This window comes from Streptomyces broussonetiae (assembly GCF_009796285.1).
Classification (GTDB): Bacteria; Actinomycetota; Actinomycetes; order Streptomycetales; family Streptomycetaceae; genus Streptomyces; species Streptomyces broussonetiae.
Genome location: NZ_CP047020.1, coordinates 2,852,172 through 2,873,395 on the forward strand (window position 1 = coordinate 2,852,172; position 21,224 = coordinate 2,873,395).

Consider the following 21,224-nt stretch of genomic DNA (forward strand, 5'->3'; position numbering starts at 1 on the left):
GGACACCGGTCCCGCTACCTGGACCTTCACGATTCGATCAAGGATGCAACCAGCCTCCCGAGGGCAGGTTCCGGACAGCCGTGAAGGCCAGCAGGAGCACGCCGGTCCCCCACAGGTGCACCGGCCCGAGGTTCAGCCGCAGCGGCCGGCCGCGAACCGTGCGGAGCACCCAGACGGTCCACAGCACCGCAAAGCCCAGGAAACCGGCCACGCCCGGCGCGTTGTCGCGCAGGGCGGTGAGCAGGTCGCCGTGGACGAAGGCGTGCGCGCTGCGCAGTCCGCCGCACCCGGGGCAGTACAGGCCGGTGAGCCGGTACAACGGGCAGACGGGGTAGTGGCCGGGCTCGTTCGGATCGACGGCACCGACGTACGCGAAGGCCCCGGCGACGGCCGCGAGCAGCCCGCCGGGGACAGCCAGCCGCCGTACTAGCGGTGCTGCGGGCGCTGTCGCCGGCCGGGCCGCGCGGCTGTCGGCATCCACGCTGGCATTGTGCCGCGCACCTGTGCGGCGCGCGCGTCGGCGCGGGCGTACGGGCGTCCGCGGCCCGGCGTCCGGCCTCGCCCCGCTGTGCAAGACCACACGTCAGGACGGCGAAAACGCGAGGGGCGGCCCGCACCTGTCCGGTGCGGGCCGCCCCTCGAAGGCAGTACGGGAGTTCAGCTCTCCGCGGCCACCGGCTCGCCGGTCGCAAGGGGGGCACCGGTCATCTTCAGGGGCTTGGGGTTCGAGCCGAGCCCCATGGCGCGCATGATGCCGCCGACCACCGCGCCGGCGAGGATGATCGCCATGCCGGCCCAGAAGCCGACGGGCTGGGCCATCACCATGAAGGCGCCGGCGACGCAGAAACCGATGAAGGAAATGATGACGCCGGTCCAGGCGGCCGGGGTGTGACCGTGGCCGTGGCTGCTGCCCGCCATGTCTGTGCTCCTCGTTGCTGTATACGTGTCCCGGGAGAGCGGCGTACGTGTCGTACGGCTCCGAGCCCGCCCGTCAGTGTCCGAGCCGGACGCTCACCGTCCATTGTCCCGTACCCGGCCGCGTGGCGGACGCGGGGGTGGCGTCTGGTTCGCCACACCGGTGCGCCTTGACCGGCGCTTGATCGCCGCTTGACCGCGGGCTCAGGCCCCAGTCGGGTCCTCGCCGCGGTCCAGGGCCTTCCAGATCTCCTCGGGCCGCTCGGGGTCGACCGGCCGGGCCTTGCGGCGCGGGCGCTCGGCGCCGCGCTCGTAGCGGCCGGACATGGCGGGCCACAGGTTTCCGTAGCGCAGGGCGAGCAGGCCGGCCAGCAGGATCAGCGCGCCGCCGACGACCGCGACGTAGGGCCAGCCGGTGTGGCTGAGCGCGGTGACCGTGGCGGAGGTGTCACCGCTCGCCTGGGCGGCCTTGTCGTCCAGCGCGGAGTTGTCGGAGGCGGAGACCAGGGAGGCGGCCACGATCCCGGCGCCGGACAGCGCGAGCAGCCCGGCGACGACGAGGCGGCCGGCCCTGCGGACGGCGAAGACGGCGACGAGCGCGGCGAGGCCCACTATGGCGAGGGCCGCGGGGACGCCCGTGACGTCGCTGCCCTTGGCGGTGAGCGGGAAGCCGCCGCCGGCCACCGTCGCGGTGCCCTCCGCCCAGCGCTGCCGGGTCGCGAGCAGCGTCACGGCCGCGCCGAGCGCACCGCACAGGAGGGCCAGGGCGAGGCTGCGCCGACCGGACCGGACGGGCGCGGCGGCTTCGGAACGGGGGTGAGGAACAGCAGTCACGTACTCCACTATCGCCTGAACCCCGGGCGAAGCGTCACCCGGGGTTCGTATGAGTGGCGCCACGCGCGGCAGAAGTCACCGCGCGCAAGGGACCGCTATCCGCCCAGCCGGTTGGCCGTGTGGACCGCGCGCAGGACCGCCGCCGCCTTGTTGCGGCACTCCTGGTCCTCGGCCACCGGGTCGGAGTCGGCGACGATCCCGGCTCCGGCCTGGACGTAGGCCGTGCCGTCGCGCAGCAGGGCCGTACGGATGGCGATGGCCGTGTCGGAGTCGCCCGCGAAGTCCAGGTAGCCGACGCAGCCGCCGTACAGGCCGCGGCGGGACGGCTCCAGTTCGTCGATGATCTGCATCGCGCGCGGCTTGGGGGCGCCGGAGAGGGTGCCCGCCGGGAAACAGGCGGTGAGCACGTCGAAGGCCGTACGGCCCGGGGCGACGCGGCCGGTGACGGTGGAGACGATGTGCATCACGTGCGAGTACCGCTCGACGGACATGAAGTCGACCACCTCGACGGTGCCGGGCTCGCAGACCCGGCCGAGGTCGTTGCGCCCGAGGTCCACCAGCATCAGGTGCTCGGCACGCTCCTTGGGGTCGGCCATCAGCTCCTCGGCGAGTACCTGGTCCTCCTGCGGGGTGGCCCCGCGCGGACGGGTGCCGGCGATGGGGTGGACCATGGCCCGGCCGTCCTCGACCTTCACCAGGGCCTCGGGCGAGGAGCCGACGACGTCGAAGGCCCTGCCTTCCCCGTGCGGGAACCGGAACAGGTACATGTACGGCGACGGGTTGGTGGCCCGCAGGACGCGGTACACGTCCAGGGCACTGGCCGTGCACGGCGTCTCGAAGCGCTGGGAGGGTACGACCTGGAAGGCCTCGCCCGCGCGGATGCGCTCCTTGACGTCCTCGACGGCCTCCTGGAAGTCGGGGCCGCCCCACAGCGCGGTGTACTCGGGCAGTTCCGAGGGCGGCAGCACGGCGGGCGGCTGGGGCACCGCGCGCGTGAGGTCGGCCTCCATGGCGTCGAGGCGGGCCACGGCGTCGGCGTGAGCCTCGTCCACACCGGTGTCGAGGTCGTTGTGGTTGATCGCGTTGGCGATCAGCAGGACCGAGCCCTCCCAGTGGTCCATCACGGCGAGGTCGCTGGTCAGGAGCATGGTCAGCTCGGGCAGCCCGAGGTCGTCGCGCTCGCCGGGGCCGATCTTCTCCAGACGGCGGACGATGTCGTAGCCGAGGTAGCCGACCATGCCGCCGGTGAAGGGCGGCAGGCCCTCCTGGTTCGGGGTGTGCAGGGTCTGCAGCGTGGCGCGCAGCACCTCGAGCGGGTCGCCGTCGACGGGGACGCCGACGGGCGGGGTGCCCAGCCAGTGCGCCTCGCCGTCGCGCGTGGTGAGCGTGGCGGCGCTGCGCACGCCCACGAAGGAGTACCGGGACCAGGAGCGGCCGTTCTCCGCGGACTCCAGGAGGAAGGTGCCGGGGCGCTCGGCGGCGAGTTTGCGGTAGAGCGCGACCGGGGTGTCGCCGTCGGCGAGGAGCTTGCGCGTGACCGGGATGACACGTCGGTCGGCGGCGAGCTTGCGGAAGGTCTCGAGGTCCATGGCCGCCGACCTTACTGACCCGCGCCGGGGGTGCCGGAACCGGCGTCCTCGAGGAGCACGTCCTCGTCGAAGCAGGTCCGCGCGCCGGTGTGGCAGGCGGCGCCGACCTGGTCGACCCTGACCAGCAGGGTGTCGGCGTCGCAGTCGAGCGCGACCGACTTCACCCACTGGAAGTGGCCCGAGGTGTCGCCCTTGACCCAGTACTCCTGGCGGCTGCGCGACCAGTACGTGCAACGGCCGGTGGTCAGCGTGCGATGCAGTGCCTCGTCGTCCATCCAGCCGAGCATGAGCACCTCTCCGGTGTCGTACTGCTGGGCGATGGCGGGGACGAGTCCGTCGGGGCTGCGCTTGAGGCGCGCGGCGATCTCCGGGGCGAGGCTGCTGGGCCGGGGCGTTCCGGTCGTGCTGGTCATGAGTGCCATTGTGCCGCGCGGCACCGACAGCGCGGGGGCGCGTCCGCCCGGTGAACACTTCGGCGCGCGGCGCCTGGTCGAGGGGCGGTGGCCGGGCGACGGGTGGGCGGACTTTCTGACTGGCCGTAGGCTGATTTCCATGTCGACCTTCGCCAAGCGTGAACGGCTGCTGCTCGCGGACCTGCTGGAAACCGTCGGCCCGGACGCCGAGACCCTCTGCGAGGGCTGGCGGACCCGGGACCTGGCCGCGCATGTGATCGTGCGCGAGCGCCGACCGGACGCGGCCGGGGGCACGCTGATCAAGCCGCTCGCGCCGCGCCTGGAGAAGGTGATGGCCGAGTACGCGGCGAAGCCGTACGAGGAGCTGATCCAGCTGATCCGCACCGGCCCGCCGCGCTTCTCGCCCTTCCAGCTCAAGCAGGTCGACGAGGCGGCCAACGTCGTCGAGTTCTACGTGCACACCGAGGACGTCCGCCGTGCCCAGCCGGACTGGAGCCGGCGCGAGCTGGACCCGGTCTTCCAGGACGCCCTGTGGTCCCGGCTGGAGCGCACCGCGCGGCTGATGGGCCGGGGTGTGCCGACAGGGCTGGTGCTACGCCGCCCGGACGGGCAGACGGCGGTGGCGCACCGGGGCACACCGGTGGTGACGGTGACCGGCGAGCCCTCGGAGCTGCTGATGTTCGCGTTCGGCCGGCAGAACGCGGCCCGGGTGGACCTGGAGGGTGACGCGGACGCCATCGCGAAGGTGCACGAGTCCAAACAGCTGGGACTGTGATCCCGCAGGGAGCCGCCCCGTGATCAAGGTCGCGATGACCGGTGTGTACGTGGACGACGTGGCCCGGGCGCACGCCTTCTACACGGACGTCCTCGGCTTCGAGACGCGGCTCCACATGGACCTGGGCGACGACATCCTGTTCGTCACGGTCGGCGCGCCCGCCGGGGCCCAGCCGGAGCTGCAGCTGCTGCTGGAGCCCGGGCAGGGCCCGATCGCGGAGTCGTACCGCAGCGCGCTGTACGAGGCGGGCATCCCGTGCATCGTCTTCTCCGTGGACGACCTGCGGGCGGAGTACGCGCGCCTGCGCGGCGTGGGCGTCCGGTTCACGCATCCGCCGCAGCGGCAGGGGCCGGTCCTCGCGGCGGTGTTCGACGACACCTGCGGCAACCTGGTGCAGCTGGTCCAGCCGAAGGAGTGATGCTCAGCGGGGCAGTTCGGCGGTGCGCAGGGCCGGTACGACCAGGGCGACGACCCCGCCGAGTGCACAGACGGCGGCGCTGACCACGTAGACGGGACGAAGTCCCCAGGCCCCGATCGCGGCGGCCAGGAACGGCATGCTGAGCGGGGTCAGGCCGAGGCTGACCAGGCTGGAGACGGCGGTGACCCGCCCCAGGTAGGCGGGCTCGGTCTGGGTCTGCAGCAGCGCTGCGCACATCGCTCCGCTGAGCCCGGTGAGCAGGCCGACCGCCAGGGCCGTGCCGACGGCCGCCGCGAGGGTGGGGGCGTAGGCGAGAGCCCCGACGGCCACGGCACCCACGGTGCACGCGCACCCGGTGACGAGTCCGGCGCGCGGCAGCCGCCCGCGCACGGCCAGCAGCAGTGCGGCCGATCCCGCGCCGACGCCGAACCCGGCGAGCACCCAGCCCATGCCGGAGGCGCCCCAGCCGCGCCGGTCGGCGAGCAGGGTCAGGCCGACGTTCAGCGGGCCGACGAAGCCCAGGTCGCCGAGGGCGATGGCCAGCATCAGCGGGGCGAGGACGCGGTGCCGGCGGATGTAGCGCAACCCGGACCCGAGATCGCGCCAGGCGGTGGAGTTCCCGGCGCCGTCCGGTGCCGGCAGGTCCCGCACCCGTACGAAGACCAGCAGCGGTACCGATACGGCGATGAGCAGACCGGCGAGGGCGAAAGCGGCCGGGGCTCCGCCCACCGCCACCCCGAGCCCGCCGAGCGGGGCACCGACCACGCTGGAGAAGCGGATGGCGAGGCCGCGCATGCCCTGGACGCGGGCGAGCTGGCTTGTCTCGGTGAGGCGGGCCGGAAGGGCGCCGACGGCGGGCACGAAGACGGCGTCGACCGTGCCGAAGACCAGTGCCAGCAGGGCGAGCGGCCACAGCCCGGGGCTGGTGAGGAACAGCAGGGCGGCCACGGCGAGGACGGCCGCGCAGCGCACGGCGTCGCTGGCGATGACGACCCGGCGCGGCCCGAACCGGTCGGCGATCACTCCCCCGCCGAGCATGAGCACGGCCCGGGGCAGTGCGCTCGCCGACATCACGAGCCCGGCCTGCGCGGGCGTTCCGGCCTGGACGGCGGCCCAGGACAGGGCGAGGTAGTAGACGCTGTCCCCGAGCATCGAGGAGGTGTAGGCGGCGAGCCAGCGCAGGACGTCGGGGTTGCGATGGGCGGCCTGCACGGTGGCCGGCGGTATGAGCGTGGCAGTCACGGCGGGAGGGTCCTCTCAGACGCGGAACGGGAAGCCGTACACGTGCAGCGCGACGTGCTCGCGCCCCTCGGTGTCGCCGGCGGCCTCACGGGCGCGCCCCTGCTCGTCGTAGCGTGTGAGCAGGTCGTGCAGGTCCTTCTTCAGCTCCGCCAGCTCCTCGGCGGTCAGCCTGAGCAGCGTCTCGGAGTCGTGGGCGGCCTCGCTCCACCCAGGGCCCCAGTGGGCCCGCTCGTCGAGGTACCGCAGGTACATCTCGGTGCGCTGTTCCAGGAACATCCGTGAGGCCGCGAGATGCGCCGCCACCTTCTCCGGTGCGTCCTGGAAGTCCTCGTCGCGGATGGAGACGCCCTCGGAGGACGGCTGCCACCAGCGCTCGCGGCCGTCCGCGCTGCGCGGTTCGGCCTCCTCGACCAGACCGTGCTCGGCGAGCTTGCGCAGGTGGTAACTGACCAGTGAGACGGCCTCGTCGACCTGTTCGGCCAGGTGCGAGGCGGTGGCCGCCTCGGCGACGAACAGCAGACGGTAGAGCTTCATCCGCAGGGGATGCGCGAGCGCCTTCAGGGTGCCCACGTCCGTGATGCGGCGTTTCTCGTCACGAGCCATGCCCGGAGCCTAGATACGAAAGAAAAGTTGCACAACAGATTTTGCGCAACTTCCCTTTCGTGTCCGGGAAGCCCGGCGCGGCGTCAGCGCACCGGGTGCCCCGCCTCCCGCAGCGTCTGCTTCACCTCGCCGATCCGCAGATCGCCGAAGTGGAACACCGACGCGGCCAGGACCGCGTCCGCGCCCGCCGTGACGGCCGGCGGGAAGTGGGCCAGCTTGCCGGCGCCGCCCGAGGCGATCACCGGGACGGTGACGTGCTTGCGGACGGCGGCGATCATCTCCAGGTCGTAGCCGTCCTTGGTGCCGTCGGCGTCCATGGAGTTGAGCAGGATCTCGCCCGCGCCCAGCTCCGCCGCCCGGTGCGCCCACTCCACCGCGTCGATGCCCGTGCCACGGCGGCCGCCGTGGGTGGTCACCTCGAACGACCCCGACTCGCTGCGGCGGGCGTCCACCGACAGGACCAGCACCTGCCTGCCGAAGCGCTCCGCGATCTCCCGGATCAGCTCCGGGCGGGCGATCGCCGCGGTGTTCACGCCCACCTTGTCGGCGCCCGCCCGCAGCAGCCTGTCCACGTCCTCGGCCGTACGGACTCCGCCGCCCACGGTCAGCGGGATGAACACCTGCTCGGCGGTGCGGCGCACCACGTCGTACGTGGTCTCCCGGTTGCCGGAGGACGCGGTGATGTCCAGGAACGTCAGCTCGTCGGCGCCCTCGGCGTCGTACACCTTGGCCATCTCGACGGGGTCGCCCGCGTCGCGCAGGTTCTGGAAGTTCACGCCCTTGACGACCCGGCCGTTGTCCACGTCCAGGCAGGGGATGACTCGGACCGCCAGGGTCATGACTGCTCAGGCTCCTCTGAATGCTTCGAGTTCTACTTCGACCAGGATGCGCGGGTCGACGAAGCCCTCGACCACGAGAAGGGTCGTCGCCGGGCGCACGGAGTCGAACAGCTCCTTGTGGGCCCGGCCCGCCTCGTCGACGTCGCGCACATGGCTCAGGTACATACGGGTACGGATCACGGACTCGATGCCGAGCCCGAACTCCTTGAGCGCTTCGAGGGCGTTGCCGAAGGCGACCTTGGTCTGCTCGTACGGGTCGCCCTCGCCGTACAGCACCGTGCCCTTGAAGGACGTGGTACCGCCGACGGACACCCGGTCCCCCGCCGCGACGGCGCGCGCGAAGCCGAAACTCTCTTCCCAGGGACTCCCGCTCTGCACCCGCCGCACGGCATCGGACGTCATGACGACACAGCCTCCAAGGCCTCTTCCAGGGTGAACGCCTTCGCGTACAGGGCCTTCCCGACGATGGAGCCCTCGACACCGAGGGGTACCAGCTCGGCGATGGCCCGCAGGTCGTCCAGGGACGACACGCCGCCGGAGGCCACGACCGGACGGTCCGTCGCCGCGCACACGTTCTTCAGCAGCTCCAGGTTCGGGCCCTGCAGCGTGCCGTCCTTGGCGATGTCGGTGACGACGTAGCGGGCGCAGCCCTCCTTGTCGAGGCGCTCCAGCGTCTCGTAGAGGTCGCCGCCGTCGCGGGTCCAGCCGCGGCCACGCAGGGTCGTGCCGCGCACGTCCAGACCCACGGCGATCTTGTCGCCGTGCTCGGCGATGACCCTGGCGACCCACTCCGGGGTCTCCAGGGCTGCCGTGCCGAGGTTCACCCGGGTGCAGCCGGTGGCCAGGGCGGCGGCCAGCGAGGCGTCGTCGCGGATACCGCCGGACAGCTCCACCTTGATGTCCATCGCCCCGGCGACCTCGGCGATCAGCTCGCGGTTGTCACCGGTGCCGAACGCGGCGTCCAGGTCGACCAGGTGCAGCCACTCGGCGCCGGAGCGCTGCCAGGCGAGGGCGGCCTCGAGCGGGGAGCCGTACGAGGTCTCCGAGCCGGACTCGCCGTGCACGAGGCGGACGGCCTGACCGTCGCGGACGTCGACGGCGGGGAGGAGTTCGAGCTTGGCCATGGTCTACAGGGTTCCGATCCAGTTGGTGAGGAGCTGGGCGCCGGCGTCGCCGGACTTCTCGGGGTGGAACTGGGTGGCCCACAGGGCGCCGTTCTCCACCGCGGCCACGAACGGCTTGCCGTGCGTCGACCAGGTGACCTTGGGGGCCTCGATCACCGGGTTGTGCGCCTCAAGGGTCCAGTCGTGGACGGCGTAGGAGTGCACGAAGTAGAAGCGGGCGTCGGCGTCGAGGCCCGCGAACAGCCGGGAGTCGGCCGGGGCGTCGACGGTGTTCCAGCCCATGTGGGGCACGACCTCGGCCTGCAGCGGCGCGACCGTGCCGGGCCACTCGTCAAGGCCCTCGGCCTCCACGCCGTGCTCGATGCCGCGCGCGAACAGGATCTGCATACCGACGCAGATGCCCATGACCGGCCGTCCGCCGGACAGCCGACGGTCGACCACCCAGTCACCGCGGGCGGCACGCAGTCCCTGCATACAGGCGGCGAAGGCGCCGACGCCCGGCACGAGCAGACCGTCGGCGTTCATGGCCTTGTCGAAGTCACGCGTGATCTCGACATCGGCGCCCACGCGCGCGAGAGCACGCTCGGCGGAACGGACGTTGCCGAAGCCGTAGTCGAAGACGACGACCTTCTTCTGCGCAGCGGTCAATTCCACACCTCCAGCCGCATGACGCCCGCGACGAGGCACATGGCCGCGCCGATCGAGAGCAGCACGATCAGGCTGGTGGGCATCTTCTGCTTGACGAAGGAGACGATTCCGCCGACCAGGAAGAGGCCGACGACGATCAGAATGGTGGACAGCCCGTTCATGACTCAGAGAGCACCCTTCGTGGACGGGAGGATGCCGGCCGCACGCGGGTCGCGCTCGGAGGCGTAACGCAGCGCCCGGGCCAGCGCCTTGAACTGGCACTCCACGATGTGGTGCGCGTTGCGCCCGTACGGCACGTGCACGTGCAGCGCGATCTGCGCCTGCGCAACGAAGGACTCCAGGATGTGCCGGGTCATCGTGGTGTCGTACTCGCCGATCATCGGCGCCATGTTCTCGGGCTCGGTGTGCACGAGGTACGGGCGGCCGGAGAGGTCGACGGTGACCTGGGCGAGGGACTCGTCCAGCGGGACCGTGCAGTTGCCGAACCGATAGATCCCCACCTTGTCGCCGAGGGCCTGCTTGAAGGCGGCGCCGAGCGCGAGGGCGGTGTCCTCGATGGTGTGGTGGGAGTCGATGTGCAGGTCGCCGTCGGTCTTCACGGTCAGGTCGAACAGACCGTGCCGGCCGAGCTGGTCGAGCATGTGGTCGTAGAAGCCGACGCCGGTGGCGATGTCGGTCTTCCCGGTGCCGTCGAGGTCGATCTCGACCAGGACCGACGTCTCCTTGGTGGTCCGTTCGACTCTTCCGACGCGCAGATCGCGGCTCATGCCTCAAGCTCCTTCTTGACTTCACGTACCGCGTCGAGGAACGCGTCGTTCTCTTCGGGGGTTCCGGCGGACACCCGCAGCCACCCCGGCACGCCGTTGTCCCGGACCAGGACGCCCCGGTCGAGGATCCTGCGCCAGGCCTCGTGGGAGTCCGGGAACCGGCCGAACTGGACGAAGTTCGCGTCGGACTCGATGACGTCGTAGCCGATCGCGCGCAGCTCGGTGACCAGCCGGTCCCGCTCCGCCTTCAGCTGCTCGACGTACTTCAGCAGGGTGTCGGTGTGCTCCAGAGCGGCCAGGGCGGTCGCCTGGGTGATCGCCGACAGGTGGTACGGCAGCCGCACGAGCTGGACGGCGTCCACCACCGCCGGGTCGGCGGCGAGGTAGCCGAGGCGCAGGCCCGCCGCGCCGAACGCCTTCGACATCGTGCGGGAGATCACCAGGTGCGGACGGCCTTCGAGCAGCGGCAGCAGCGAGTCGCCGTGGCTGAACTCGATGTAGGCCTCGTCCACGATCACCATCGACGGCTTGGCCGCCTGGGCCGCCTCGTACAGCGCGAGGACGGTCTCGGGCGGAACCGCGTTGCCGGTGGGGTTGTTGGGGGTGGTGACGAAGACGACGTCCGGCCGGTGCTCGGCGATCGCCCGCTCGGCGGCGGCGAGGTCGATCGTGAAGTCCTCGCCCCGCGGACCGGAGATCCAGCCGGTGCCCGTCCCGCGCGCGATGAGCGCGTGCATCGAGTACGACGGCTCGAAGCCGACCGCCGTACGGCCCGGTCCGCCGAAGGTCTGCAGCAGCTGCTGGATGACCTCGTTGGAGCCGTTGGCGGCCCACACGTTCTCGATGCCGAGGGGGTGCCTGCCCGTCTTCGTCAGGTACGCGGCCAGCTCGGTGCGCAGCTGGACCGCGTCCCGGTCCGGGTAGCGGTTCAGGTCGCGGGCGGCCTCCCGGACCCGCTCCGCGATCCGCTCGACCAGCGGCTCGGGCAGCGGATAGGGGTTCTCGTTCGTGTTCAGCCGTACGGGGACGTCCAACTGGGGCGCGCCGTAGGGGGACTTGCCGCGCAGCTCGTCCCGTACGGGAAGATCGTCGATCCTGGTCACTTGCTCTCGGGCACCTTCCAACCGAAACGAGCCTTGATCGCCGCGCCGTGCGCCGGCAGGTCCTCCGCCTCCGCCAGCGTCACCACGTGGTGCGCGACCTCGGCCAGCGCGTCCTGCGTGTAGTCCACGATGTGGATGCCGCGCAGGAAGGACTGGACGGACAGGCCCGAGGAGTGGCAGGCGCAGCCGCCGGTGGGCAGGACGTGGTTGGAGCCGGCCGCGTAGTCGCCGAGCGAGACCGGGGCCCAGGGACCGATGAAGATCGCGCCCGCGTTCTTCACGCGGTCGGCCACCGCGGCGGCGTCGGCCGTCTGGATCTCCAGGTGTTCGGCGCCGTAGGCGTCGACCACGCGCAGACCCTCCTCGAGGCCGTCCACGAGGACGATCGCGGACTGCCTGCCCTCCAGCGCGGGCACGATCCGGTCCTCGACGTGCTTGGTGGCCGCGACCTGCGGCTGAAGCTCCTTGTCCACCGCGTCCGCCAGTTCGACGGAGTCGGTGACGAGAACGGCGGCGGCCAGCGGGTCGTGCTCGGCCTGGCTGATCAGGTCCGCGGCCACGTGCACCGGGTCGGCGCTGTCGTCGGCGAGGATCGCGATCTCGGTCGGGCCGGCCTCGGCGTCGATGCCGATCTTGCCGGTGAAGAAGCGCTTGGCGGCGGCGACCCAGATGTTGCCGGGGCCGGTGACCATGTTGGCCGGGGCGCAGGACTCGGTGCCGTACGCGAACATCGCGACGGCGGTGGCGCCGCCCGCGGCGTAGACCTCGTCCACGCCGAGCAGGGCGCACGCGGCGAGGATCGTGGGGTGCGGCAGGCCGCCGAACTCCTTCTGCGGCGGCGAGGCGAGCGCGATGGACTCGACCCCGGCCTCCTGGGCCGGCACGACGTTCATGACCACGGAGGACGGGTACACCGAGCGGCCGCCGGGCGCGTACAGACCGACGCGCTCGACCGGCACCCACTTCTCGGTCACCGAGCCGCCGGGCACCACCTGGGTGGTGTGCGTGCTGCGGCGCTGCTCGCGGTGGACCAGGCGGGCGCGGCGGATGGACTCCTCCAGAGCGGCGCGCACGGCCGGGTCGAGGGCGGCCAGCGCGTCGGTGAGCGCCTGGGCCGGCACACGGACGGATTCCAGCCGTACTCCGTCGAACTTCTCGGCGAAGTCGATCAGCGCCGCGTCGCCGCGATGATGCACGGCCTCGCAGATCGGACGCACCTTCTCCAGGGCGGCCTGAACGTCGAAGTCGGCTCGGGGCAGCAGGTCGCGCAGGGCCGGGCCCTCGGGAAGGGCGTCGCCGCGCAGATCGATTCGGGAGATCACGGACTCAATTCTCTCAGACCGGGGTCCGGCAGCGTGCGCGCGTATCAATGGCTGATACAGAACGTGGCCGAACTCGGAAGATCACCTTCACCTCTAGTGTTCCGGCAGTCACTCAGCGGGCATGAACGGTTGTACGAAAAGCCCTGAATGAAACGGAACGGTGGAGGGAGAAGGAACAACGGTGACCGAGGAGGCCGGCTTCCGTGCCGGCGACGTGCCGGAGGAGCTGACGGCGGCCGAGGCGGGCATGTGGCAGGCCTTCCGCAACGGCAGCGTGTACGACCTGAGCAGCGGGGACGCCGTGGTGGACGATCCACACGGCGGGCATCCCTGGGGGCCCGAGCGGACCGTGCGGGCGCGGATCGTGTGCTGGCTGCTGCTGGACGGACCGCCCGCGCTCGCGGGCCGGGTGTCCTCCCTCAAGCTCGTCGGCGTCCGGATCACCGGCTCGCTGGACCTGGCGGGCGGCACGGTCACGCCCTACGTGGAGCTGCGCGACTGCCGCTTCGACGGCGAGGTGCTGCTGCCGGAGGCCCGGTTCACGACCCTGCGCCTGGTGGGCTGCGCGGTCCCGCGGCTGGAGGCGGCCCGTGTGCACACCGAGGGCGACCTGCATCTGCTGCGCTGCCGCTTCCAGAACGGGATCCGGCTGACCGACGCGCACATCGGCACCGACCTGCTGCTCAACCAGGCGATCGTGTACCGCGACCGCAGCGGCCGCTCGATCGCGGCGGACGGCCTGAGCGTCGGCCAGGACCTCCAGGCGGAGATGCTGGAGTCGCACGGCGAGCTGAGCCTGCGCAGCGCCAAGGTCGGCGTGTCGCTCAGCCTGCGGGGCGCGAGGCTGTCCAACGCCTACGGCCGACTCGCCCTGAACGCCCCCCAGCTGACCGTCGAGCGCACCCTGTATCTGACCCCGGCCGGCGTGGGCAGCCCGCTGCTGAGCGGTACGACACCCGCGCGCGGGACGCGGATCCAGCGCTTCGAGTGCCGCGGCGGGATACGGCTGGACGACGGGCGGTTCGGGGACGCGGTCGACCTGGAGCGGGCGCGGTTCGCCTTCGCCGACGACCAGGAGCTGTCGCTGCGCCGGGTGCACTCGCCCGAGCTGCGCTTCCTCGGGGACAGGCCGCGCCGCGGCAAGGTCGTGCTGTCCGGCGCGCGGATCGTCAACCTGGTGGACCGCGCGGGCGCCTGGCCGGAGGCCGGCAATCTGCACATGGCCGGGTTCGCCTACGAGAACCTGGTGCCGCAGGGCCCCTTCCCGCTGACCCAGCGCCTGGACTGGGTGGCGGCGGCCACCGCGGAGTACGCCCCGGAGCCGTACGAGCGGCTGGCGACCGTGCTGCGCGCGGCCGGCGAGGACGAGGACGCGCGCGAGGTGCTGCTCGCCAAGCAGCGCCGGCGCCGCGAGACGCTGCCGCTCGCCGCGAAGGCCCTGGGCTACATCCAGGACTGGACGGTCGCCTACGGCTACCGGCCGGGCCGGGCCGCGGTGTGGATGGCGGTGCTGTGGGCGGCGGGCACGCTGGCCTTCGCGCACGCCGACCATCCGCCGGCGAACCACGACGAGCATCCGTACTGGAGCCCGGCCCTGTTCACCCTGGACCTGCTGCTGCCGGTGATCGACCTGGGCCAGGTCTCCGAGTGGCATCTGCACGGCGGCTGGGAGTGGCTGGAGAGCGCGATGATCCTGCTCGGCTGGATACTCGCGACGACGGTGGCGGCGGGAGCGACGCGGCTGCTGCGGCGGAACTGAATCCGAGTGCACGTACGGGACGGCGACCGCGTCGTCACCTTTACTCCTCCTTGACCGCGCGCCGTACAACTTTTCCCGACTTGCCCCAACCCTCTGGCGCGCCCCCGACCTGCGGTCTTTCAATGGTCGACACCATGGCTCCGCTGCCTTCGTTCATCCGCTGGGCCCGGATGACCAAACGCTCCGCGCGCCCGGCCGGCCTGCCCGCGGCCGGGGACGAGGCCGTGCTCGACGCGCCCGACGACCGCCTCTCCCCCGCACTGGTCGCCGCCGCCCGGGGCGAGTACGAAACGGCGGCCACCCTGCTGGCCGCCACCCGCGCCGTGGCCGCCTGGGAGAACCATGACCGGTACGTACGGCATCTGGCCGCCTTCGCCCGCTCGCGCCCCGAATGGTTCGAGGCCTGGCGCACGACCGCGCCTCAGGACCCCGGCGCGCTGCTGGTCGGGGCTCAGCTGGCGGTGGACCGCGCCTGGCCCTCGCCGGCCCGCGCCGAGCTGCTGCGCGAGGTGAGCCCGCTGATCACCGCCGCCGCCCGCGCCGACGACCGCGATCCGGTGCCCTGGCGGATCGCGTTGGACCACGCGCGCGGCTCCGTGGCCGGGCACCGCTATGTCGAGGAGCTGTGGGAGGCGGCCGTACGGCGTGCCCCGCACCACCACGGCTGCCATGTGGCCGCCCTGCGCTACCTGGCTGCCTCCTGGCACGGGGCGCACCGCGAGTGCCTCGACTTCGCCGACCGGGCCGCCCAGGACGCGCCGGCCGACTCGTTCGTGCAGGCACTGCCCGCTCGCGCGGCCTTCGGCTACCTGACCGACGGCTGCGGCCCCGAGGTGCCGCGCGCCCGGCTGGATGCCGCCGCGGACCGGGCCCTCGCGCTGTCCGCCCGTCAACCGGCGGCCGACCCCTGGTCCGCCGGGATCCGCAACAAGCTGCTGTACGTCCTCGTGCGCCTGGAGCGCTGGGAGGACGCCCGCGCCCAGCTCGGCCTGATCGGCCCGTACGTCACGTCCTTCCCCTGGGACCGGTTCTCCGACGACCCGCTCGGCCACTTCCTGCGGCTGCGCGAACACCTGCTGTCCCCCGGTCCTCGACCCCTGCCCGCGGGGTCCGCGACCGGGTCCCCGGTCTCGCTCGGCGGGCACGGCGGACACGTTCGCCCCGGCGCCCACTAGGCTGGGGCGCCGTGACCACCGTCCGTCTCCCGCTGTTCCCGCTGAACACCGTGCTGTTCCCGGGGCTCGTGCTGCCGCTGAACGTCTTCGAGGAGCGCTATCGCGCCATGATGCGCGAGTTGCTCAAGACTCCCGAGGACGAGCCGCGCCGGTTCGCCGTCGTGGCGATCCGCGACGGCTACGAGGTGGCGCCGAGCGCCCCCGGCATGCCGGATCCCACGGCACAGCCCGAGCGGGGGCCGGCGGCCGGCTTCGGCCCGGATCCGCTCAAGGCCTTCCACGGGGTGGGCTGTGTGGCGGACGCGGCGACGATCCGCGAGCGGGCCGACGGCACCTTCGAGGTGCTGGCGACGGGGACGAGCCGGGTGCGGCTGCTGTCCGTGGACGCGTCGGGTCCCTTCCTCACCGGGGAGCTGGAGGAGCTGCCGGAGGAACCGGGCGACGAGGCGGGCGCGCTGGCCGAAGGGGTGCTGCGCTCCTTCCGGCAGTACCAGAAACGCCTGGCCGGCGCACGCGAGCGCTCGCTGTCCTCGGGCGCCGAGCTGCCGGACGACCCGAGCGTGGTGTCGTATCTGGTGGCCGCCGCGATGGTGCACGACACGCCGACCAAGCAGCGGCTGCTGCAGGCACCGGATACCGCCTCGCGCCTGCGTGACGAGCTGAAACTCCTTCGCGCCGAGACGGCCATCATCCGTAGCCTGCCGTCGCTGCCCGCGTTCGAGCTGACGCGGACGCCGACGAGTCTGAACTGAGGAAGCCGGATGGCGAAGAAGCAGAAGAAGCAGCCGCAGTCCGGGGGAACGCCCGCGACCGTCGCGCTGACGGCGGCCGGTGTGGACTTCACGGTCCACTCCTACGACCACGATCCCGCCCACCCGTCCTACGGCGAGGAGGCGGCCGAGGCGATGGGTGTCTCGCCCGACCGTGTCTTCAAGACGCTGGTCGCGGACGTGGACGGCGCACTGACGGTGGCCGTGGTGCCGGTCTCCGGCTCCCTGGACCTCAAGGCCCTCGCGGCGGCGGTGGGCGGCAAGCGGGCGGCCATGGCCGACCCGGCGCTCGCGGAGCGGACGACCGGCTACGTCCGCGGCGGCATCTCCCCGCTGGGCCAGCGCAAGCGGCTGCGGACGGTGCTGGACGACTCGGCCGAGGCGCACGCGACCATCTGTGTGTCGGCGGGCCGCCGGGGCCTGGAGGTGGAACTGGCGCCGGGCGTCCTGGTGCAGCTCACGGAGTCTGTGCTGGCGCCGGTCGGGCGGGGCTGAGGCAGGGCCGGGGGGCGCCTTCCGGTCGGCGCGGCCCATGGCCCACGACCACGGCCCACGACGGCAACGGTCGCGGGCCCCGGCCTACGACAGGGGCGCCCCGTATGGATCCTCGGTCTGCGGTCCGACCGGATAACCCGGTTCGGGATCCCGGGGCCCGAACAGCGCGGTCAGGCCGAGGTGCACGACCAGCGCGGCGAACGGCCAGGCCAGCAGCGCCCCATTGGTCCCGAGCTTGAGCGGCGCGGAGAAGGTGACCCCCTTGCCCGCCGCCTTCGCGTGAGCGATCACGTCCGAGGTGGGTCCGAGCCACATCCCGAGCCGCCACGCCAGCAGCGACCCGAGCAGCCCGCCTATGCCCAGCGACACCACGAGCGGCACACCCCCGCGGCGGCGCAGCAGAAACACCGCAAGGCCGCTGACCAGCCCGAAGCCCAGCCCCAGCAGGGTGAACGTGCCGTCGACCCCGATCGCCTGCTCGCCCTCGCTGTCCTTGAGGTAGACGACCCAGCTCTTGTCGACCTCGTCGCCGATCAGTGGCACATGCGGTGCCAGCCACCACCACAGCAGCCCCAGCAGCACCCCGCCCAGCGCCATCGCCACCGTGATCACGGCGGCCTCGCGCACTTCGGTCTTCATCCCGGGCCCGTCCTGTTCGTACGTGCCCGCGCCCGGCGCCCCGGCAGGCGGTGCCTGCCAGACCTGGTGCGGGGTGTTGTCGTGCGGTGGCGGTGGCGGAGTCAGCGGTGCGGTCACCCTGCCATCGTGCCAGGTCGCGCTGTGCGCCGCGTCACCGGACGGCGGCCCGGCGGTACGCCCAGGCCGCCACGGCCAGCGAGACCACCCCGACACCGGCGCACACGCCCAGGTCGACGAGGACCACGGCCCAGTCCGGGTGCGCCCCGAAGGTCCGGGCGTACGCCTCCACGCCGTACGTCGACGGCAGCAGGTCCCGCGCCAGCCGGACGATCTCCGGCATCCGGTCGGGCGGCAGCACCCCGAGCAGCAGCGCCGCGGACATGCCCAGCTGGCCGAGGAGCGTGGCCAGTTCGGGACGTGGCGCGAGCAGGCCGCAGGCCGCGCCGAGCCCGGACAGCGCGGCTCCGGCGAGCGGGATCACGGCCAGCAGGATCCACAGGTTGGACAGCGGCAGCCCGAACAGCACGCATCCGAAGACGGCCGTCACCAGGGTCCCCGGCACGGTGAAGGAGGCGTACGCGGCCGCCGCGCCGAGCACCACCGCGGCCGGCGGGACCGGCAGGGTGGCGTAGTGGTCGAGCCCGCCGCTGGCCCGCAGCTGCCCGAAGTACTGCGCGAGCAGGTTCAGCGCGACGTACGCGACGACCAGCACCGACGACCCGGCCACCACGGACCGTGCCTCGCCGCCGCTGTCGACGACGCCGCGCATCATCACCGTGATGCCGACGGACTGGAAGGTGGCCACGAACAGCAGCGGGATCCGCGCCACCCGGGCCCGGGACAGCTGCGCCCGGTAGACGGCCGCCAGCGACGGCCACAGCCGTGCGGACGGCCCCAGCTCCGCCGGCTCCGGTGCCGTATCGGGCGCGGCCGGGACACTGCCCGGCAGCACCTGGGCGGGTACGACACTCACGTCGAGCTGCTCCTCTTCCCTACGGCAGTCGCGTACACCCATACGCATTGCGCGGCCCGTACGCTCATGCCTTCACCAGCCCCTGCCGCGCCGCGCCGCCGAGCGCCAGGTAGACGTCCTCCAGGCTGGGCGTGGCGAGCGTGAAGTCGTCCAGGGCGGCGAAGGCGGCGCCACCGGTCACCGTGGCGACGACCGCGCGGGCCTCCTCGGGCGCGAGCCGGAGCGTCCAGCGCCGGCCGGACTCCGCCGCGCGCTCGCGCAGGGCGGCCACCTCGGGCACCTCCAGCGGCGCCCGCTCCCGCCACACCAGCTCGACCCGGACCTCGTCGGCGACCTGTTCCTTCAGCCCGGCCGGGGTGTCGCAGGCGATGACCCGCCCCTGGTCGAGTACGGCGACCCGGTCGAGCACGGTCTCGGCCTCGATGACGTTGTGGGTGACCAGCAGCACGGTCGTCCCGTCCTCGGCGCGCCTTCGGTCCACGGCCGCCCACACCGCGCGCCGGGCCACCGGGTCCATGCCGGTGGTCGGCTCGTCCAGCACGAGCAGCGGGCGCTTTCCGACGAGGGCGGCGGCGAAGCAGGCGAGCCGCCGCTGGCCGCCGGACAGCTTCTTCAGCGCCCGCCCGGCGATCGGCGTGAGGCCCAGCTCCTCCAGTACGGCGTCCCGCTCGGTCCGCGCGGCCCGTACGTCCAGACCGCGCAGGCGTCCGGTGGTCTCGGCGGCGAGGGAGACGGTCAGCTCGTCCAGCGCGGAGGACTCCTGGCCGAGGTAGGCGAGCAGGCGCGCGGCCCGCTCGGGGTGCTTCACGATGTCGTGGCCGAGGATCTCGACACGGCCGGCGTCCGGCCGCAGCAGCCCGGTGAGCTGCCGTACGAGGGTGGACTTGCCGGCGCCGTTCGGTCCGAGCAGCCCGAAGACCTCGCCGCGCCGGACCGCCAGCTCAACGCCGTCGGTGGCCCGCACCTCGGGCGTGCCGGGGGCGTGGCGCCGTCCCTTGACGGCCGGATAGGTCTTGGCGAGTCCGCGCACGCGTACGACCTCGTCATACCGGAGGTCCTGTACCGCGCGCGTATTCACAAGGGACGAGGGTACGGGGTCCGGGGCCTTTACTCGCCTTTGGGGCCGCCTACGGGGGTTCCGCCCGGGTTCAGTCCCCCGGCGGACGCGGGGTCCGTCGCCGCGGGCACGTCGATCTCCCGCCAGAAGCCCGCCCGAATGGCGTAACGGTCGTGCTCGTCGATCTGGTCGTCCTTGTGGGCGAGCAGTCCGAACCGGGCCGCGTAGCGCAGCAGCTCGCCGTCGATGCGGTGCGGCACACGCGGGTACATCTGCGACAGCTTGTGCAGATGGCTCTGGTCGCCGAGCCGGGAGATCCAGCGCCGGGCGAAGACCTGACCGACCTCGTACGGGTCGCCGCCGACGGTCGTGATGTCCTCCTCCCGGTCGGCCCAGCGCTGCTCGGCCGTGGTGAGCTGAGCCAGCGTCGGCATGGCGGCGGCCTCGGGCGGCTCGGAAACCATGCCCGGGCGGTCCACCCAGCCCTTGTCGGAGGACCAGCGCAGGGTCGCGGTCGCGGGGTTCTGGACGGGCTGGGTGCCGGGGGCGCGCAGGGCGGCGAGGTCCTTGGGGGTGGGTACGCCCTTGGGGGCGGCGGCCCGCTCCTGGCTACCGTTCTCGGTCACGGCGGCGGCCGGTGGGTGCGTGCCCTGCTCGGCCGGCCGGTCGGCCGCCGCGGCGAGCGCGGACTCGGGCAGCGGCGCGGAGAGGATCGCGGCGATCTCGGGGCGGGGTACGGGCTGCGGGGCGCAGACGCCGGTCAGCTCCTTGGCACGAACGGCCTGGGTGATCCAGGCCCGGTCCAGCACCCGCCGCTCGTCGGCCTCGGCGACCAGGTCCTCGGACTGGTTGTAGTCGCCGTCCGCGGCCTGGACGGCCCACAGGTGGACGGCGACGCCGTGCTCCTTGGCGGCCATCATGCCGGGCAGCAGATCGCCGTCCCCGGTGACGAGGACGACGTCGGAGCAGGCGCGGTTGCGGGCCAGCTCGGTCAGCTCGGCGTGCATGGCGGCGTCCACGCCCTTCTGCGCCCAGCGGCCGTCACTGCGGGTGAGGGCGCCGAGCCGGACGGTGACCCGGGGCATCACGCGCAGCCTGCGGTGCTCCGGCTGGGGGACGCGGTCGGGGGCGCCGTCGAACCAGTAGATGCGCAGCAGCGGGCGCTCGGTCTCGGCTTCCGCACGCTCACGCAGCGCATGGATCAGCGCGCTGTGGTCGACAGTGATCCGGGACCGCGAGGGCTCGCCGGCGAGCAGGCTGGCGGCTGCGCCCAGCAGATACCCGGCGTCCACCAGGACGATGCAGCGGTCCACGCGACTCACCCTCTTCCCGGGAGGCTTTGCTCAAGGACTTCCTTCGAGTCTGCCCGACCGCGCGGGGGTTAACGGCCCGAACTCGATCTTCGGCGTGGCGTTTGCGGCTCACGCGCGCCCACCCACCCTGTCACACACGGTAATTATCCGAAATGCGCCTGATGTCAGCGTATGTGAATCTGGTCCCGTCTCTGGCCCCCAGATCCCCCACAGGAGGCAGATCACCATGGCCAAGAACAAGAAACAGGACCGAAGCCAGCAGCAGCACGCCTCGCAGGCCGAGCGCGGGCAGGAGCAGGCCCAGAAGTCCTCGGCGGAGGCGCGCAACGAGCAGCACCTCAGCCAGATGACGCCCGCGGACGTGGCGCGCAAGGGCCGGCAGAAGCGCTTCGGTCACAACTGACATCTGCATAAAGGGCACTTGAGCCCGGGCACATGACGAGGGGCGCAC

The 21,224-nt window shown here is 72.5% G+C and carries 26 protein-coding genes; 7 read left to right on the forward strand and 19 right to left on the reverse strand.

Features of this window, described 5'->3' with window-relative positions; translation table 11 throughout:
• Positions 1-37: 37 nt before the first annotated feature.
• The 5 genes from GQF42_RS13170 to hisI form a co-directional block, all read right to left on the reverse strand.
• Entirely contained in the window at positions 38-481 is a 444-nt protein-coding gene (locus GQF42_RS13170; protein ID WP_158919817.1) for a DUF2752 domain-containing protein, read from the reverse strand.
• A 176-nt stretch (positions 482-657) separates the two neighbouring features.
• Positions 658-918 (reverse strand): HGxxPAAW family protein, encoded by a 261-nt coding sequence (locus tag GQF42_RS13175; protein ID WP_158919818.1) that lies wholly within the window; start codon positions 916-918, stop codon positions 658-660.
• A gap of 201 nt (positions 919-1,119) precedes the next feature.
• On the reverse strand, positions 1,120-1,758 hold the full coding sequence (locus GQF42_RS13180) for a TIGR02234 family membrane protein (protein WP_158919819.1): 639 nt from the start codon (positions 1,756-1,758) through the stop codon (positions 1,120-1,122).
• 86 nt (positions 1,759-1,844) lie between these two features.
• Positions 1,845-3,338, reverse strand: a complete 1,494-nt coding sequence (locus GQF42_RS13185) for an anthranilate synthase component I (protein WP_158919820.1) — start codon at positions 3,336-3,338, stop codon at positions 1,845-1,847.
• An 11-nt stretch (positions 3,339-3,349) separates the two neighbouring features.
• Complete coding sequence (hisI, locus tag GQF42_RS13190; RefSeq protein WP_158919821.1) at positions 3,350-3,751, reverse strand: phosphoribosyl-AMP cyclohydrolase; 402 nt, start codon at positions 3,749-3,751, stop codon at positions 3,350-3,352.
• Between the two features lie 139 nt (positions 3,752-3,890).
• Between hisI and GQF42_RS13195 the strand changes: the two genes are divergently transcribed.
• Together GQF42_RS13195 and GQF42_RS13200 are read left to right on the forward strand one after the other, a co-directional pair.
• The gene (locus GQF42_RS13195) at positions 3,891-4,526 is read left to right on the forward strand and encodes a TIGR03085 family metal-binding protein (protein ID WP_158919822.1); all 636 of its coding nucleotides are present in this window, start codon (positions 3,891-3,893) and stop codon (positions 4,524-4,526) included.
• Positions 4,527-4,545: 19 nt separating this feature from the next.
• The gene (locus tag GQF42_RS13200; protein WP_158919823.1) at positions 4,546-4,944 is read left to right on the forward strand and encodes a VOC family protein; all 399 of its coding nucleotides are present in this window, start codon (positions 4,546-4,548) and stop codon (positions 4,942-4,944) included.
• A 3-nt stretch (positions 4,945-4,947) separates the two neighbouring features.
• Here GQF42_RS13200 and GQF42_RS13205 read toward each other — a convergent pair whose 3' ends face one another.
• The 10 genes from GQF42_RS13205 to hisD all read right to left on the reverse strand — a co-directional run bounded on the left by GQF42_RS13205 (position 4,948) and on the right by hisD (position 12,592).
• Positions 4,948-6,186, reverse strand: a complete 1,239-nt coding sequence (locus GQF42_RS13205; RefSeq protein WP_158919824.1) for an MFS transporter — start codon at positions 6,184-6,186, stop codon at positions 4,948-4,950.
• Between the two features lie 15 nt (positions 6,187-6,201).
• Complete coding sequence (locus GQF42_RS13210; protein ID WP_158919825.1) at positions 6,202-6,789, reverse strand: ArsR/SmtB family transcription factor; 588 nt, start codon at positions 6,787-6,789, stop codon at positions 6,202-6,204.
• Between the two features lie 83 nt (positions 6,790-6,872).
• Entirely contained in the window at positions 6,873-7,628 is a 756-nt protein-coding gene (gene hisF, locus GQF42_RS13215; protein WP_158919826.1) for an imidazole glycerol phosphate synthase subunit HisF, read from the reverse strand.
• Between the two features lie 6 nt (positions 7,629-7,634).
• Entirely contained in the window at positions 7,635-8,030 is a 396-nt protein-coding gene (locus GQF42_RS13220; protein WP_071375445.1) for a RidA family protein, read from the reverse strand.
• Complete coding sequence (gene priA, locus GQF42_RS13225; protein WP_158919827.1) at positions 8,027-8,752, reverse strand: bifunctional 1-(5-phosphoribosyl)-5-((5-phosphoribosylamino)methylideneamino)imidazole-4-carboxamide isomerase/phosphoribosylanthranilate isomerase PriA; 726 nt, start codon at positions 8,750-8,752, stop codon at positions 8,027-8,029. Before priA ends, GQF42_RS13220 begins: the two co-directional genes overlap by 4 nt.
• 3 nt (positions 8,753-8,755) lie before the next feature.
• Positions 8,756-9,406, reverse strand: coding sequence for an imidazole glycerol phosphate synthase subunit HisH (gene hisH / locus GQF42_RS13230; RefSeq protein ID WP_158919828.1), 651 nt, complete (start codon positions 9,404-9,406; stop codon positions 8,756-8,758).
• Positions 9,397-9,561: a hypothetical protein gene (locus GQF42_RS44915; protein ID WP_167549311.1), complete on the reverse strand. Its 165-nt coding sequence runs from the start codon at positions 9,559-9,561 to the stop codon at positions 9,397-9,399. Before GQF42_RS44915 ends, hisH begins: the two co-directional genes overlap by 10 nt.
• A gap of 3 nt (positions 9,562-9,564) precedes the next feature.
• Positions 9,565-10,167, reverse strand: coding sequence for an imidazoleglycerol-phosphate dehydratase HisB (hisB, locus tag GQF42_RS13235; protein ID WP_158919829.1), 603 nt, complete (start codon positions 10,165-10,167; stop codon positions 9,565-9,567).
• Positions 10,164-11,270 carry a histidinol-phosphate transaminase gene (locus GQF42_RS13240; RefSeq protein WP_158919830.1) on the reverse strand — a complete coding sequence of 369 codons (1,107 nt, stop codon included), beginning with the start codon at positions 11,268-11,270 and terminating at the stop codon, positions 10,164-10,166. The genes hisB and GQF42_RS13240 overlap by 4 nt, the downstream gene beginning before the upstream one ends.
• The gene (gene hisD, locus GQF42_RS13245; RefSeq protein WP_158919831.1) at positions 11,267-12,592 is read right to left on the reverse strand and encodes a histidinol dehydrogenase; all 1,326 of its coding nucleotides are present in this window, start codon (positions 12,590-12,592) and stop codon (positions 11,267-11,269) included. The genes GQF42_RS13240 and hisD overlap by 4 nt, the downstream gene beginning before the upstream one ends.
• A gap of 181 nt (positions 12,593-12,773) precedes the next feature.
• On the opposite strand from hisD, the gene GQF42_RS13250 reads away from it, so the two are divergent.
• The 4 genes from GQF42_RS13250 to ybaK all read left to right on the forward strand — a co-directional run bounded on the left by GQF42_RS13250 (position 12,774) and on the right by ybaK (position 16,791).
• The gene (locus GQF42_RS13250) at positions 12,774-14,351 is read left to right on the forward strand and encodes an oxidoreductase (RefSeq protein ID WP_158919832.1); all 1,578 of its coding nucleotides are present in this window, start codon (positions 12,774-12,776) and stop codon (positions 14,349-14,351) included.
• Positions 14,352-14,473: 122 nt separating this feature from the next.
• Complete coding sequence (locus tag GQF42_RS13255; RefSeq protein ID WP_233273336.1) at positions 14,474-15,526, forward strand: hypothetical protein; 1,053 nt, start codon at positions 14,474-14,476, stop codon at positions 15,524-15,526.
• Positions 15,527-15,537: 11 nt separating this feature from the next.
• A complete protein-coding gene (locus tag GQF42_RS13260; RefSeq protein ID WP_158919834.1) occupies positions 15,538-16,278 on the forward strand; it encodes an LON peptidase substrate-binding domain-containing protein in 741 nt (246 codons plus the stop codon).
• Between the two features lie 9 nt (positions 16,279-16,287).
• The gene (gene ybaK, locus GQF42_RS13265) at positions 16,288-16,791 is read left to right on the forward strand and encodes a Cys-tRNA(Pro) deacylase (RefSeq protein WP_158919835.1); all 504 of its coding nucleotides are present in this window, start codon (positions 16,288-16,290) and stop codon (positions 16,789-16,791) included.
• Between the two features lie 84 nt (positions 16,792-16,875).
• Here ybaK and GQF42_RS13270 read toward each other — a convergent pair whose 3' ends face one another.
• The 4 genes from GQF42_RS13270 to GQF42_RS13285 all read right to left on the reverse strand — a co-directional run bounded on the left by GQF42_RS13270 (position 16,876) and on the right by GQF42_RS13285 (position 20,773).
• Positions 16,876-17,547, reverse strand: a complete 672-nt coding sequence (locus GQF42_RS13270) for an AAA family ATPase (protein WP_158919836.1) — start codon at positions 17,545-17,547, stop codon at positions 16,876-16,878.
• A 34-nt stretch (positions 17,548-17,581) separates the two neighbouring features.
• The gene (locus tag GQF42_RS13275; protein WP_158919837.1) at positions 17,582-18,403 is read right to left on the reverse strand and encodes an ABC transporter permease; all 822 of its coding nucleotides are present in this window, start codon (positions 18,401-18,403) and stop codon (positions 17,582-17,584) included.
• Positions 18,404-18,467: 64 nt separating this feature from the next.
• Positions 18,468-19,481, reverse strand: a complete 1,014-nt coding sequence (locus GQF42_RS13280; RefSeq protein WP_158919838.1) for an ABC transporter ATP-binding protein — start codon at positions 19,479-19,481, stop codon at positions 18,468-18,470.
• A gap of 29 nt (positions 19,482-19,510) precedes the next feature.
• Positions 19,511-20,773 carry an NYN domain-containing protein gene (locus GQF42_RS13285; protein WP_233273337.1) on the reverse strand — a complete coding sequence of 421 codons (1,263 nt, stop codon included), beginning with the start codon at positions 20,771-20,773 and terminating at the stop codon, positions 19,511-19,513.
• A gap of 226 nt (positions 20,774-20,999) precedes the next feature.
• Between GQF42_RS13285 and GQF42_RS44920 the strand changes: the two genes are divergently transcribed.
• Positions 21,000-21,176 (forward strand): hypothetical protein, encoded by a 177-nt coding sequence (locus GQF42_RS44920; protein WP_199272669.1) that lies wholly within the window; start codon positions 21,000-21,002, stop codon positions 21,174-21,176.
• Positions 21,177-21,224: the final 48 nt, after the last annotated feature.